This window comes from Micromonospora sp. NPDC049049, assembly GCF_040649115.1.
Classification (GTDB): domain Bacteria; phylum Actinomycetota; class Actinomycetes; order Mycobacteriales; family Micromonosporaceae; genus Micromonospora.
Genome location: NZ_JBEZEX010000007.1, coordinates 214,938 through 227,207, shown reverse-complemented (window position 1 = coordinate 227,207; position 12,270 = coordinate 214,938). Strand labels below are relative to the sequence as shown.

The following is a 12,270-nucleotide window of genomic DNA, read 5'->3' as shown; positions in this document are numbered from 1 at the left end:
ACAATGGGACGCTGCCGGACAACCCGGCCGCCCCGGACGGACACCTGGGCAGACCAGAAGCCCTTTCCGGGTCAGCCGATCCGGAAGCCGAGCAGTTGCGCGACGACCACTGCCTGCTCGACGTCGATCACGGCACCGGCCCGTTCGACGACCGTCGGGTCCAGCGCGGTGAGATCGCTGCCCCGCAGGTCGGCGCCACCGAGCCGGACGTTGGTCAGCTGCGCCCCGGAAAGATCGACACCGGTGACCGTAGCACCGGTGAGGTTGGCCCTGGTGAGGTCCACCTCGCGCATGCGCACCCCGGTCAGCCGGACGCCACGCAGGTCGGCGCCGGGCAACGCGACGAAGGACCAGTCACCGCCGTCCACCGTCAAGGGACGCAGATCGCACTCGCTGAAGGTGCTGCCGACCAGCTTGCAGCCTGTGAACTCGGCCTCGAAGAAATTGCACCGCCGAAACACGCAACGGGTGAAGGCGGAGTCGACATGTCGGGAGGCGTTGAACGCCACGTTGCCGAACGTGCACCCGGTGAAGACAGCACCCCTGCTCACCGCCTCGGTCAGGTCCACCCCGAAGAACTCGCAACCCACGAAGTGCCGGTCGGCCAGCTCCTCGCCGTACCAGTCCTCGTTGCGGAACGTCACGTCCTCGGTCAACTCCGGCATCTGGCCAGGCTAGTGGGCGCTGCCGACAGCCGACCGCCGGCGGGGCCGGTGCCGGCCCCCTTCCCGCACCGGTGTACCGGCGAGTAGGTTCGGCGGCGTGAGTGTGGCTCGGAGCAAGGACCCGGATCAGATCGGTTTCGACAGGACGCGGCTGGCGCGGATCGACGAGCACTTCGGCCGGTACGTCGACGACGGCCGGCTGGCCGGCTGGCAGGTGGTGGTCACCCGGCGCGGCGAGGTGGCGCACTCCTCGACGTACGGGCTGCGCGACCGCGAGTCGGGCGCACCGGTCGAGGCCGACACGCTGTGGCGGATCTACTCGATGACCAAGCCGGTCACCTCGGTCGCGGCGATGATGCTGTGGGAGGAGGGCCGGTTCGAGCTGACCGACGAGATCAGCCGCTGGCTCCCCGAGTTCGCCGACCTGCGGGTCTACTCCAAGGGGTCGGCGCTCAAGCCGTTCACGGTGCCGGCGGTCGAGCCGATCCGGGTCTGGCACCTGCTCACCCACACGGCCGGCCTGACGTACGGCTTCATGCAGACCTCGGTGGTCGACGGGCTCTACCGGGCCGCCGGCTACGACCTGTACCCGCCCGCGGACGTCGACCTGGCCGGGGCCTGCGCGGCCTTCGGCGAACTGCCGCTGCTGTTCCAGCCCGGCTCGGCGTGGGGCTACTCCGTCGCCACCGACGTGCTCGGCCGACTCGTCGAGGTGATCTCCGGGCAGAGCCTCGACGCGTTCTTCGCCGACCGGATCTTCGGCCCACTGGGCATGACCGACACCCGCTGGTGGGTGGAGGGCGACGAGGCCGACCGGCTGGCCGCGCTCTACGTACCGGAACCGCGCAGCGGTCGGGCCGTCCGCTACGACAGCCTGGGGTCGCTCGCGTTCAGCAAGCCGGCGCTGCTCTCCGGCGGTGGCGGCCTGATCTCCAGCGCCGCCGACTACCACCGGTTCACGCAGCTGCTGCTGCGCGGCGGAGAGCTTGACGGCGTCCGGCTGCTCGGGCCGCGCACTGTGCGGTTCATGACCCGCAACCACCTGCCCGGCGGTCAGGACCTGGGCACCCTGTCCACCGGCGGCTTCGCGGAGACCACACTGGACGGGATCGGCTTCGGTCTCGGCTTCGCGGTGGTCGACGACCCGGTCCCCAGCCGGGTGCCCAGCAGCGTCGGCGAGTACTACTGGGGTGGGGTGGCCAGCACCGCGTTCTGGGTCGACCCGGCCGAGGAGATCACCGCGCTGCTGTTCACGCAGCTGATGCCGTCGAGCACCTACCCGCTCCGCTCCCAGCTGCGCCAGCTCGTCTACGCCGCCCTTGTCGACTGACCGGAGTGGGGTCCGTCGCCTGCGGCTGACGGACCCCACACCTCAGATCAGCGGAGCTGCTGCGCCTGGATCGCCCGGATCTTCGCCGGCTTCCCGGCCGAGAGGTTCGAGATCAGGTACGCCCGCACGCTGCCGTCCGGGAACACCGCCCACAGGTCCGCCACGCCGTCGGCGTTCAGGTCGGCGGCGGTGAGGCTGCTGATCGCGACGCCCGTGTTCCACCCGGAGGCGAGCCGGTACTGCGTGTAGGCGAGCGCGCCGGTCCCGTCGCCGTTGTCGGTCATGGTGACGCCCTGCCAGAGGTAGAGGTCACCGGTGGTGGCGTTACGCAGCACCAACGCCGCCCCCGAGGCCAGCTCGGTGCTGGCCAGGGTCCAGTTCTGCCAGTCGCTGCCGCCGGTCGGAGTGGCGTTGCCCTGCGGCAGCGGAAGGTAGAGGCTGGGTGCCCAGACGTTTGGGTAGTAGGCCAGGCGGTAACCGTTGCTCGCGTCGCCGACGATGCCCAGCAGGTCCGGGATGCCGGTGTCGACGCCGTCCGCCGTGAACCCGTTGACGAGCTGGATCGGAGAGTTGCCGTACTCGTCGAGGAGGTAATCGCGGATGAGAGTGACCTGTCCGCTGCCGCGGTACGGGTTCACCATCGTGCCGTCGCCGACGCCCGCGATGAAGCTGCCGCCTCCGGCGTTGACGCCACCCGGGTAGTAGGCCAGGAAGTCCTGGTTCGCGGTGCCGAAGAAGCGTCCGGTGATCACCTGGGCGCCGTCGAAGTCCGCGGCCGGGATCTCGTTGCCGGAGACCCCGTTGCCGTGGACGCCGATGTTCACGGCCGGGACCTTCACGCGGCCGGTGCCGACGCCGGTGGTCGCGTCGACCCGACCCCGCGCCGCCCAGACGCCGGAGGCGAGGCCCGTCGTGGTGCCGCCGACGGTCACCAGGTCGGGTACGCCGTCGCCGTTGAGGTCCTTGTCGACCGGGCCGGCGACGGCCGGGGTCGGGGTGTTGGCCGGGGCGGCCTGAGCCGGCAGGGCCGGCGCGACGACGGCGAACGCGAGGGTGGCCGGCACCGCCCAGGCGAGCAGCCGGCGAGGGACGGAAGGATTGTTCATGGGTCCCCGTTCGGGTCAGTGGATCTTGCTTGGCTCACCGTAGTCGATGCGCACCAGCCGGTGGATCCACCGAACGAGGGGTCAGTCGGCGAGACGGGCCGGGAAGCCACCGGTGGCGATCGGGCCCCAGGCGTCGATGGTGATCCGGATCAGCGACTTGCCCTGACGCACCATCGCCGCCCGGTAGTCGTCCCAGTCCGGGTGCTCACCGGAGATGCTGCGGAAGTACTCGACGAGCGGCTCCAGCGCCTCGGGCAGGTCGAGCACCTCGGCGGTGCCGTCGATCTGCACCCAGGGGCCGTTCCAGTCGTCACTGAGCACGCAGGCCGAGACCCGGGGGTCGCGGCGGAGGTTGCTCACCTTGGCCCGCTCGGGGTAGGTGGAGACGACCAGTCGCCCCTGCCCGTCGACCCCGGCGGAGACCGGGGAGGACTGCGGTCGCCCGTCCGCCCGGGTGGTCATCAGCACGACGCGGTGTCGCGGCCGGAGGAAGTCGAGCAGGCCGTCCCGGTCGACCCGGGTGTTCCTTGCGATGCTGCGTGCCATCCCCCGTTCCTACCAGGGTGCGGGCGCAGCGGCGGCGGCGGGTCAGCGGGGTCGGGCCGCGGCGCGGCGCGCCTCCTGGGTGGGCACCCGGGGACGGCCGGACGGACGCCAGGCCCGACCGTTGGCGTAGATCACCCGAAAGCCGAGGTACGACGCGAGCGGCGCCCAGTGGGCGGAGCCCATCCGCAGCTCGGCGGCATTGTGGCGCTGGCCGTTGGCGAGCACGTCGAGGAGCACGGTTTCGAAGGCCGCCGATTCGACCCAGTCGACTTCCCGGGTGAAACCGCAGATGAGGGCGGCTCCGGTGACCTCCAGGAACTCGCGCAGCACCGCGTCCGAGGCGCGCAGCACCGAGCAGCTGCCGAAATAGAGTCGCCGCCCCTCCGCGCGGCCGGCCATCAGCTCGGCCACCTCGTTCAGCTCCACCGACTGCCAGTCGGTGAGGCAGAGCCGGCTCGGCTCGCCGTGCATGGCGAAGAAGCCGACCCGGTGGTCGGCGTACTGCTTGAGCAGCCAACGGTCCAGGAAGTAGAACAGCTCGTCGCGGGTGGCCGCGTCCTTGTGGATGAACCGGATCTTGCCCAGCCGCTCCAGCAGCTCGAGCGTGGGCAGCACCGAGCCCCGCTCGTTGAGGTCACGGTGCCACTGACCCTCGACACAGAAGACGCCACCGCGTGCCACGTGCACCTCCGCCAGTCCGCCACCCGGGGCTGACGTTACCGGCCCCGATCACCCCGGGAACATCACCCTGCGTGTGGCAGATTGCGACGTTCGGTGCGCTTGGCCGCAGGAGGGGTGATCGGCCGGAAATGGCTGTTTCGCAAATCAGCCGAATTCCCAGCCAATACCCAGCCACAGCGGATTGTGAGCACGATTCTCGTTAACCACCTCCAACGGCACTGATCAGTGCGAGGGTGGAAATCACGGGACTTCTCGGTCGATGTCCTGGAGCCACCCCATTCGCTCTCCTATCGGGAGGACTTCTGTGCGCGTAAACACCTTGAAGCGGGTCGCCGTCGCATTCGCCCTGGCACTGCCAGGGGCCGTAATCGCCACGGTGGTCGCCGCACCGGCGGCGCACGCGGACGGCTGTTACACCTGGAACCGCACCCTGAGCCAGGGGCGGTCCGGCGATGACGTCCGCCAGTTGCAGATCCGGGTCGCCGGGTGGGCCGGCTACCGGGACATCGTGGAGAACGATGGCCGCTACGGGCCGAAGACCGCCGCCGCGGTCAAGCGGTTCCAGCAGGCGTACGGGCTGCGCGCCGACGGCATCGCCGGCCCACAGACCTTCGCCAAGCTCTACCAACTCCAGGACAACGACTGCACGCCCGCGCACTTCACCTACGGCGAGTTGGACAACGGGTGCGGCGAAAGCGGGTGGAGCGGCGGCCCGCTGTCGGCGAACCAGACCAAGCAGAACGCGCTGCGCACCATGTGGAAGCTGGAGGCGCTGCGCAAGAGCCTCGGCGACAAGCCGCTCTACGTGTCGAGCGGATACCGCAGTCGCGCCTGCAACAACCAGGTCGGCGGCGCGTCCGACAGCCAACACCTGTACGGCAACGCGGCCGACGTGACCTCACGGACGTCCTCGCTGTGCCAGGTCGCCCGCGGCGCCCGCAACAACGGCTTCAGTGGGATCTACGGGCCGGGCTACCCCGACCACGACGACCACGTGCACGTCGACTCACGCCGGGAGAACAACAGCGACGACAGCTCGAACACGACGAGTTGGTCCGCCCCGGACTGCGGGGTCGGCAACTGAGTCGACCGCTCAGAGCGACGTCGGTCCGACGCGGAGGGGGGAATCTCCGCGCCGGGCCGACGTCGTGTCGCCCCGGGTCGTGTGGGCGGAGGGGGACAGCGCGCTCAGCTCGCCCGGGGCCAGCGCGGCGCGGTGACGGGGGGAGTCACCGGCCGGCCGGTAGCGGTGGGCCGTACCCCCTGGGGGACGGCCCGCGCGGCCTGTTGCCGCGACGGCCCGGTCGCCGTGAACGGAAACGGCACGTGCACGAACGGATTGCCATGCCGGATCAACGCTTCGATCTGCCGCTCGTTGAGCCCGTGTGCCTCCAACACCCGACGCCCCCAGCGGTGCAGTCGGCACGGGTAGGAAGCGCCGTCGTTGCGGCACAGCGGCCCGGTGGGCCACTCCTCGGCGGTGTGCACTACCACCGCCCGGACCGCGAGCCGGACATCCTCCGGGGTCAGTGGTGCCGGCATTGGCACCTCACCCAGTACCTGATCGATGGGATCCGTCGACTGCTCACCAACTCGCACGGCAGGCCTCCCGCAGTTCGGCAGCGGTACGGCGGACCTACCGCACCGACATCCTCGGCCATGGGTACGGCGGACACCGGACGAAAGTTCAATTCCGGTACGCGGTAAGCAGATCGTCCGCCGACAGGCCGGCGCGACCGGCCGTCAGACGAGGCCGGCGTCGTGCACGAGCAGGGCCACCTGGACCCGGTTGTTCAGCTCCAACCGGGTCAGCAGTCGGGACACGTAGGCCTTCACCGTCGCCACGCTCATGAACAACTCCCCCGCGATCTCCGCGTTGGTGTGACCCCGCCCGAGCGCGACCGCCACCTGCCGCTCCCGCTCGCTGAGCCCGGCGAGGAGCCGCAGCGCCCGTTCCCGGCGCGGATCCGGGCCGACCGGGCCGGGGGCGGCGGCGGTCACGTGGGCGATCAACGTCCGGGTCACCGTCGGCGAGAGCGTCGCCTCGCCCGCCGCGACCCGGCGTACGGCGCGCACGATCTCCGCCGGCGGGGTGTCCTTGAGCAGGAAACCGGCCGCCCCGGCGCGGAGCGCCCGCAGGACCTGTTCGTCGGCGTCGAAGGTGGTCAGCACCAGCACCTCCGGCGGGTGCGGTTGGGCACGCAGCGCCTCGGTGGCGGTCAGCCCGTCGACCCGCGGCATCCGGATGTCCATCAGCACCACGTCCGGGGCGTACGCGGCGACGGCCGCCGGCACCTCGCCACCGTCGGCCGCCTCGCCGACCACGGCCAGGTCCGGCAGACCGCCGAGGATCATCGAGAGCCCGGCCCGGACCAACGCGTCGTCGTCCACGATCAGCACGCGTACCGGCGGCCCGGCCGCTCCGGCCGGCCCGGTCGCGTCCGGCGGTCCGGCGGGGCTGGTCACGCCGGCCACGGCAGCCAGGCGGCCAGCCGGAAGTCACCGCTGTCGTCCCGACCGTAGGCGAGCCGCCCACCGGCCAGGGTGACCCGTTCACTGATGCCGACCAGGCCCGTGCCGGCACCCGGCAGCGTGCCGCCGGCCGGCACGCCGACCGGCCAGCGGTTGCCGATAGCCACTGTCAGTCCGGTGCCTGGCCCGCCGGCCACATCGACGGTGACGGCCGCGCCGGCCGCGTGCTTGCGGGCGTTGGTCAGCCCCTCCTGCACGATCCGGTACGCGGCCCGACCCAGCGCCGCCGGCACCTCCCCCGGGCTGGCGACGCTGTCGCTGACGTTGACCCGCACCCCGGCCGACCGCGACTCGGCGATCAGCGCCGGCAGGTCGGCGAGGGTGGGCTGCGGCGGCTCGGGGGCGTCGCCGGCACCGTCGTCCTCGGCGCGCAGCACCCCGATCACCTCCCGCAGGTCCTGAAGGGCCGCGTGCGCGCTGCCCCGGATCACCCCGGCGGCCCGGGCCACCTCCTCGGCCGGCGCGTCCGGGCGGAACTCCAGAGCACCCGCGTGCAGGCTGAGCAGCGAGATCCGGTGGGCCAGCACGTCGTGCATCTCCCGGGCGATCCGGGTGCGTTCGAGGTGGCGGGCCTGGGCGATCCGCAGTTGCTGCTCCGCCTCGGCCCGCTCGGCGCGCTCGCGCAACGACACGATCAACTGTCGGCGGGCCCGCACGAACATCCCCCAGGCCAGCACCGCGAAGGTGATCACCACCCCCCAGGTCACAGTGGCCCAGTACGGCATCACCGGATCTGGACGGGTCCAACTGAAGACCAGGTTGGTGAGGAGCCCGGCACCGGTGACCGCGACCGCGACGGCGGTCCGGCGATGCACCACCACTGTGAAGTAGATGATCAACAGCGGGATGGCGGCGGCCATCGAGAACAGGTTCAGCGGCAGGGTGGCCAGGGCCAGCCCGAGCGGCCACCGTCGACGCACCCAGAGCAGCCCGCAGCAGACCAGCCCGAGCACCGTGTCGACGCCGACCATCCAGTCGTGCGGCAGCGCGATCGCCGCCTCCGGGTTGGGCGACAGGGCGTCGAAGGTGACGAACAGCACCCACAGCAGCCCGAGCAGGAACGCCAGACCATCCACCACCCAGTCACGCGTGGTGCGGCGCGGCCGCTCCCGGACACGCTCGGCCGGCACCACCAGCTCCCCTGGCAGCAGCCATGGGTGCTCCGGAACGGCGATGCTGGTCACGCGCCCATGCTAGGCAGCCGACGGGCGACACGACCAGCTACCAAAGTCGAGATCCGATGATCGACCAAGGTCGAGACGGCACCGACCGGTGGCCGCAGCGGATGGCCGGGCGGCGCGGGCAGGCTCAACCGCATGATCACCGTAGAGAACCTCACCAAGCGGTACGGGCCGCACCCGGCCGTGGACGACGTCTCGTTCCACTGCGAGCCGGGCACCGTCACCGGCTTCCTCGGCCCCAACGGCGCCGGCAAGTCGACCACCATGCGCATGATCTGCGGGCTCACCGCGCCGACCGCCGGCCGCGCCACCGTCTCCGGGCGCCCCTACCGGGAGCTGCCCAACCCGGGGCGCGAGGTCGGGGTGCTGCTGGACGCCTCCGCCCAGCACGCCGGGCGGACCGGCCGCGAGGCGTTGACGCTGTCCGCGTACACCATGGGTCTGGACCGGCGCGAGGTCGCCGCGAAGCTCGACCTGGTCGGGTTGAACGCGGTGGCCGCGAAGCGTCGGGTCCGGGCGTACTCGTTGGGCATGCGCCAGCGCCTGGGCCTGGCGCACGCGCTGCTCGGTGACCCCCGGGTGCTGATCCTCGACGAGCCGGCCAACGGCCTGGACCCGGAGGGGATCTTCTGGATGCGCGGCCTGCTGCGTGACTTCGCCGACCGGGGCGGCACCGTGCTGCTCTCCTCCCACCTGCTGCGCGAGGTGGAGGCGGTCGCGGACCGGCTGGTGGTGATCGGGGGCGGCCGGATCGTGGCCCAGGGCGACAAGAACGAGCTGCTGGCCGGGGGCGGCACTGTGGTTCGCGCCCGCGACGACGCGGCGCTGCGTCGGGCGCTGGAGGTGGCCAACCTGAGCGCCGCCGACAGCTCGGAGGGCCTGCTCGTGCAGGCCGACGCCGAGGCGGTCGGCCAGGCGGCGGCCGATGCCGGCGTCGCGCTGGCCGAGCTGCGACCCGCCAGCGGCGGCGGCCTGGAACAGCTCTTCCTCACCCTGACCGCCGGCGAATCGACCAAGGAGGCCGTTCGATGACCACCACCACCGAGCCCGCCGCCGGCGCCGTCGCGCCACGGCACCACTCTCCGGTACGCCGCCCGTCGTTGCTCCGTCTCAGCGCCGTGGAGGTGCGCAAGCTCGTCGACACCCGGGCCGGCCGCTGGCTGCTGATCACCATCGGTCTGATCGTCGTCGCGGTCGTCACCCTCCTGCTGATCTACGGCGCGGATGACGAGCTGACCTTCTTCACCTTCTACGCTCCGTCGCTGTTGCCGGTCAACGTGCTCCTGCCGGTGCTGGGCATCTTGTCGATCACCAGTGAGTGGTCCCAGCGCACCGCTCTCACGACGTACGCGCTGGTGCCCCGGCGGGAACGGGTGGTGACGGCGAAGCTGATCGCCGTGGTGCTGGCCGCGCTCGCCTCGTTGCTGGTCACCCTGGCCGTCGCCGCCGCCGGGACGCTCGTGGCGTCCGCGACGGGCGGCGCGGGCACCTGGGATGCCACCGCACCGCTGATCCTGAACACGGCGATCGCCCAGGTCGCCGGCGCGCTGATGGGTGCCGCCTTCGGTCTGCTCCTGCTCAACCCGCCGCTGGCCATCGTCGGCTACCTGCTGCTGCCGACCCTCTGGACGGTGCTCAGCGAGGTGGTCCGGCCGCTGCGCGGGCCGGCCGGCTGGCTTGACCCCAACCAGACGATGGAACCCCTGTTCACCAGCACCGTCACCGGTGAGCAGTGGGCGCGGTTGGGGGTGTCCCTGCTGGTCTGGCTGGTCCTGCCGCTGGCCGCCGGGCTGTTCCGGACGCTCCGCCGCGAGGTGTCCTGACCATGGACATGGCCGGCTACCGACCACGCACCGTGGTCAGCGGCGGCCCGGTGGAGCTGGCGGTCCTGTGGGGTGGCTTTCCGCTGCTCGGCGCGGGCGCCGGGTGGCTCCTCGCGGCGGCGACGGGCTGGCTCGCCCGGCTGCCCTGGGTGCCGTTCAGCGACCTCATCGAGTGGTTGGACCGGCTGCCCGAGCCGCAGGCCACCGCCGGCACCATCGGGGTTGGCGTCCTGGCTGGCCTGGTCATCGCCGGGATCGGCACCGCCGAACGGTTGATCGTCACCGTCGACGGGGCGCAGGTCCAGCTGCGCCGCTCGGATGAGAACCGGACCATCGCCCGGGTCGACACCCGGGTGGTCTTCCTCGCCGACAAGCACCTGGTGCTGCTGGACGCCGACGGCGCGGAACTGGTCCGGGAGTCGACGGACCTGCCGGCGGCCCAACTGGCGGCGGCGTTCCGGGAGCACGGCTGGGGTTGGGCGGACGACGACCCGCACCGGTCGGCGTACCGGCTGTGGGTTCTGGACCTGCCCGGGTTGCCGGCCGGCGCGGACGCGCTGCTGCGTGCCCGGGAACGGGCCATCGAGCGGGACCGCCGCGACGACGCCCGGGAGTTGCGCCGCGAGCTGGGGCAGATCGGGGTGGTGCTGCGCGACGAGGACAAGCGGCAGTACTGGCGGTTGACCACCAGGGCACTCCCCGCCGGGCCGGAGCGGCCGACTTCGGCCGAGCGGGAGCCGGACGGGCGGTAGCGTCTGTCCCAGCAGACCCTGGGAGCCGCGCGATGACCGAACAGCAGCCGTACCGGGTGGTGTCCCGACACCCCGGCTTCGAGCTGCGTCGGTACCCCGCCCACCTGGTGGCCGAGATGCAGATCCAGGCGTCGTTCACCCGGGCGCCGATCGAGGCGTTCCGGCCGCTGGCCGCGTACATCGGTGGCGCCAATCGGGCCCGGCACCCGATCGGCTCCGCCGCGCCGCCGATCGCGGCGGCCAGCGGCTCGGAGAAGATCGCCATGACCGTGCCAGTGGTGCAGATCGAGGGTGAGTGGCCGGGCGCGTACCTGATCCAGTTCGTCATGCCGGCCAGCTTCACCGCCGCCACAGTGCCCGAGCCGGTGGACGCCCGGGTGCGGATCCGCGAGATCCCGGCGCGGCTGGCGGCGGCGATGCGGTTCTCCGGGCGGTGGACGGAGCAGGCGTTCAGCGAGCGGGCCACCATGCTCGGCCGGTCGGTGACCGCGGCCGGGCTGCAACCGACAGGTGCCATCCGGTACGCGCGCTTCGATCCGCCGTGGAAGCCGTGGTTCCTGCGCCGCAACGAGGTGGTGCTGCCGGTCGTCGAGTGAGCTAGCGGAGCTGCCGACGGTCCTCGACGCTCGGCCGCGCCAGCAGCACTGCCATTCCCAACCCGGCGAGCAGCCCGACCAGGGAGACCAGTAGATCGGAGTCGGCGGAGTTGATCGGGCTGTTGCCGGCCAGCGCGGTGAACGCCGCGCCGATCGGCATCAGGATCATCATGGAGATGGCCGTGGCCACCAGGAACACCACCGGACCCACGAGCGCGATGAGCGCGGCCAGGGCGTGGTGCCGCCAGATCGGCCGCCCGCCCGGCCAGTCCCAGGCCAGGAGTGTGACTCCGGTGAGCAGCACCGCCCCGAGAGCGGCCTCCGGCAGGAGGCGTGTGCCGGGCGCTGTGGCACGGACCCACCCGACGCCGAGCACTGCCACCACTGTGAGGCCGGCCGCCAGCCCGACGCGAACCCGGGTCCGCGCCGGAGCCGCCGCCAACGCGGCACCGACAGCCAGGGCCACCAGCAGCGCCGCCGTGGCCAGCGCACCCTGGTGCAGTTCCGGCTCCCGGTCGGTCGGTGACTCCATTCCGGCCGCCACCAGCGTCAGGACCCCGGCCACACAGGCGGCGCCGGTCAACACCCGCCGGTTGGTGGCCGGAGTCGCGCCGCGCTCCCGTGCCGACTCCGTATCGGGCTCCCCCATTGGCGGCACGGCACGCTCCCACCACAGCAGCAGCGCCGCGACCACGCCGAGCACGGCGTAGCCGGCGACGGCGAGGCGCACCGTCGCGCCGACGCCGATCAGGTCGGCCCGGTCGACAGCCACGTCGGCCGCGATCCAGCAGCCGCCCAGCACCACAGCCGGGCCGCTCCACCGCATCTGCCCCCGCCCGGCCAGCACCAACCCGAGCGGCACCGCCATGATCGCCATGAACCGCAGGTCGCGCGCCCAGTAGGCGTTGTTGCCCGGCAGGTGCTCCGACCACGGGCCGAGCGGCTCGGTCAGCGGCTGCCACGTGGTCATGCCGTACGCCCAGAGCGCGACGGCGGCGGCGGAGAGGATCAGCCCGACCGGGCGCGCGAATCGCATCCATGGACGGTAGCTGGCCCAT

14 protein-coding genes are annotated in these 12,270 nt (G+C 72.1%); 6 read left to right on the top strand and 8 right to left on the bottom strand.

Annotation, left to right across the window (positions count from 1 at the left end; all coding sequences use genetic code 11):
- Positions 1 to 71 precede the first annotated feature (71 nt).
- Positions 72 to 665 carry a pentapeptide repeat-containing protein gene (locus tag AB0B68_RS10760; protein WP_357194879.1) on the bottom strand — a complete coding sequence of 198 codons (594 nt, stop codon included), beginning with the start codon at positions 663 to 665 and terminating at the stop codon, positions 72 to 74.
- A gap of 97 nt (positions 666 to 762) precedes the next feature.
- On the opposite strand from AB0B68_RS10760, the gene AB0B68_RS10755 reads away from it, so the two are divergent.
- Positions 763 to 1,995, top strand: coding sequence for a serine hydrolase domain-containing protein (locus tag AB0B68_RS10755; protein ID WP_357194881.1), 1,233 nt, complete (start codon positions 763 to 765; stop codon positions 1,993 to 1,995).
- Between the two features lie 47 nt (positions 1,996 to 2,042).
- Here AB0B68_RS10755 and AB0B68_RS10750 read toward each other — a convergent pair whose 3' ends face one another.
- The 3 genes from AB0B68_RS10750 to AB0B68_RS10740 all read right to left on the bottom strand — a co-directional run bounded on the left by AB0B68_RS10750 (position 2,043) and on the right by AB0B68_RS10740 (position 4,328).
- The gene (locus AB0B68_RS10750) at positions 2,043 to 3,101 is read right to left on the bottom strand and encodes a hypothetical protein (protein ID WP_357259277.1); all 1,059 of its coding nucleotides are present in this window, start codon (positions 3,099 to 3,101) and stop codon (positions 2,043 to 2,045) included.
- A gap of 81 nt (positions 3,102 to 3,182) precedes the next feature.
- On the bottom strand, positions 3,183 to 3,647 hold the full coding sequence (locus AB0B68_RS10745; RefSeq protein WP_357194886.1) for a PPOX class F420-dependent oxidoreductase: 465 nt from the start codon (positions 3,645 to 3,647) through the stop codon (positions 3,183 to 3,185).
- Positions 3,648 to 3,689: 42 nt separating this feature from the next.
- Positions 3,690 to 4,328 (bottom strand): hypothetical protein, encoded by a 639-nt coding sequence (locus tag AB0B68_RS10740; RefSeq protein WP_357194889.1) that lies wholly within the window; start codon positions 4,326 to 4,328, stop codon positions 3,690 to 3,692.
- A gap of 304 nt (positions 4,329 to 4,632) precedes the next feature.
- On the opposite strand from AB0B68_RS10740, the gene AB0B68_RS10735 reads away from it, so the two are divergent.
- Complete coding sequence (locus AB0B68_RS10735; RefSeq protein WP_357194892.1) at positions 4,633 to 5,412, top strand: D-Ala-D-Ala carboxypeptidase family metallohydrolase; 780 nt, start codon at positions 4,633 to 4,635, stop codon at positions 5,410 to 5,412.
- Positions 5,413 to 5,516: 104 nt separating this feature from the next.
- Here the strand turns inward: AB0B68_RS10735 and AB0B68_RS10730 are convergent, their stop codons facing one another.
- The 3 genes from AB0B68_RS10730 to AB0B68_RS10720 all read right to left on the bottom strand — a co-directional run bounded on the left by AB0B68_RS10730 (position 5,517) and on the right by AB0B68_RS10720 (position 8,044).
- A complete protein-coding gene (locus tag AB0B68_RS10730) occupies positions 5,517 to 5,870 on the bottom strand; it encodes a hypothetical protein (protein WP_357194895.1) in 354 nt (117 codons plus the stop codon).
- Between the two features lie 201 nt (positions 5,871 to 6,071).
- Entirely contained in the window at positions 6,072 to 6,812 is a 741-nt protein-coding gene (locus tag AB0B68_RS10725; RefSeq protein WP_357259305.1) for a response regulator transcription factor, read from the bottom strand.
- Positions 6,791 to 8,044 carry a histidine kinase gene (locus tag AB0B68_RS10720; protein WP_357194898.1) on the bottom strand — a complete coding sequence of 418 codons (1,254 nt, stop codon included), beginning with the start codon at positions 8,042 to 8,044 and terminating at the stop codon, positions 6,791 to 6,793. The genes AB0B68_RS10725 and AB0B68_RS10720 overlap by 22 nt, the downstream gene beginning before the upstream one ends.
- Before the next feature lie 132 nt (positions 8,045 to 8,176).
- On the opposite strand from AB0B68_RS10720, the gene AB0B68_RS10715 reads away from it, so the two are divergent.
- The 4 genes from AB0B68_RS10715 to AB0B68_RS10700 are packed head-to-tail and all read left to right on the top strand — an operon-like array spanning position 8,177 to position 11,212.
- Positions 8,177 to 9,073 (top strand): ATP-binding cassette domain-containing protein, encoded by an 897-nt coding sequence (locus tag AB0B68_RS10715; RefSeq protein ID WP_357194902.1) that lies wholly within the window; start codon positions 8,177 to 8,179, stop codon positions 9,071 to 9,073.
- On the top strand, positions 9,070 to 9,864 hold the full coding sequence (locus AB0B68_RS10710) for an ABC transporter permease (protein WP_357259272.1): 795 nt from the start codon (positions 9,070 to 9,072) through the stop codon (positions 9,862 to 9,864). The genes AB0B68_RS10715 and AB0B68_RS10710 overlap by 4 nt, the downstream gene beginning before the upstream one ends.
- 2 nt (positions 9,865 to 9,866) lie before the next feature.
- Positions 9,867 to 10,616: a hypothetical protein gene (locus tag AB0B68_RS10705; protein WP_357194907.1), complete on the top strand. Its 750-nt coding sequence runs from the start codon at positions 9,867 to 9,869 to the stop codon at positions 10,614 to 10,616.
- 32 nt (positions 10,617 to 10,648) lie between these two features.
- Positions 10,649 to 11,212: a heme-binding protein gene (locus tag AB0B68_RS10700; RefSeq protein ID WP_357194910.1), complete on the top strand. Its 564-nt coding sequence runs from the start codon at positions 10,649 to 10,651 to the stop codon at positions 11,210 to 11,212.
- Position 11,213: 1 nt separating this feature from the next.
- On the opposite strand, the gene AB0B68_RS10695 is transcribed toward AB0B68_RS10700, so the two are convergent.
- Positions 11,214 to 12,248, bottom strand: coding sequence for a hypothetical protein (locus tag AB0B68_RS10695; RefSeq protein ID WP_357259269.1), 1,035 nt, complete (start codon positions 12,246 to 12,248; stop codon positions 11,214 to 11,216).
- Between the last annotated feature and the right edge of the window lie 22 nt (positions 12,249 to 12,270).